The 932-nt window shown below is 65.8% G+C and carries 2 protein-coding genes; both read left to right on the top strand.

What is annotated here, in order from left to right:
* Positions 1-48 precede the first annotated feature (48 nt).
* Positions 49-354 (top strand): transposase, encoded by a 306-nt coding sequence (locus ACWAT3_RS16675; protein ID WP_460800206.1) that lies wholly within the window; start codon positions 49-51, stop codon positions 352-354.
* Between the two features lie 5 nt (positions 355-359).
* Positions 360-932 (top strand): IS3 family transposase (locus tag ACWAT3_RS16670; RefSeq protein ID WP_460800204.1); only part of this gene is annotated, 573 nt, incomplete at its 3' end.

The raw sequence follows: 932 nt of genomic DNA, 5'->3' as shown, positions 1-932 counted from the left end.
TGAATCGGCCTGACTTTCGTTCCGTTCTTCAAGCAAGGATGGAACTCGATGAACAGGAAGTACTCGCCGGAGATGCGTGAGCGTGCGTTGCGGATGCTCGCGGAGGCGCGGCCGGAGCACCCCACGATGATGGCCGCGATCCGGCATGTGGCTGGGTTGCTGGGGATGAGTCCGGAGACGCTGCGGCTGTGGCAGCGGCGCTACGAGGTCGATGCTGGTGTGAAGCCCGGTGTGACGACTGATGCGGCGGCGGAGATCAAGCGGCTGCAGAAGGAGAACGCCGAGTTGCGCAAGGCGAACGAGATCCTCAAGGCTGCGAGCGTGTTTTTCGCGAAGGAGCTCGACCGCCCCTGACCGAGATGATCCGGTTCATCGACGAGTACCGGGATCGTTTCGGGGTCGAGCTCATCTGCCGGGTCCTCAATCCGGCGGTCCAGGGATTCCTCACCTCTCGCGGCTATCGCGCCGCCGTCGGCCGCGCACCGTCGGCCAGGCAGCTGCGCGACGATCTCCTCGTCCCGGAGGTCGCGCGGTTGCATGCGGAGAACTACGGCGTCTATGGGCGCCGGAAGATGTATGCGCTGATGCGCCGGCAAGGCTGGGACATCGGCCGGGACCAGACCGAGCGTCTGATGCGGTTGGCCGGGGTGCGGGGCGTGAAGAAGTCGAAGCGGGTGTTCACGACGAAGACCGATCGGACGCAGTCGCTGCCGCAGGATCTCGTGAACCGCAGGTTCACCGCCGACGCGCCGCGGCGATTGTGGGTCTGTGACGTGACCTACGTCGCGACCTGGTCCGGGTTCGCCTATGTCGCGTTCGTCACCGACGTCTACTCGAGGCGCATTGTCGGCTGGAACGTCGCCGCCACGCTTCGCGCGGAGATCCTGCCGATGCAGGCGCTCGATATGGCCGCATGGGGCGCCGGCGGTGAT

It is taken from the genome of Microbacterium sp. GXF0217, from assembly GCF_054798195.1.
The sequence above is the reverse complement of the archived record's forward strand: the minus strand, read 5'-3'. Positions and strand labels throughout refer to the sequence as shown.

Coding starts and splice junctions, on each gene's coding strand:
- ACWAT3_RS16675 (WP_460800206.1), top strand. CDS start 49: ATGAACAGGAAGTACTCGCCGGAGATGCGTGAGCGTGCGTTGCGGATG.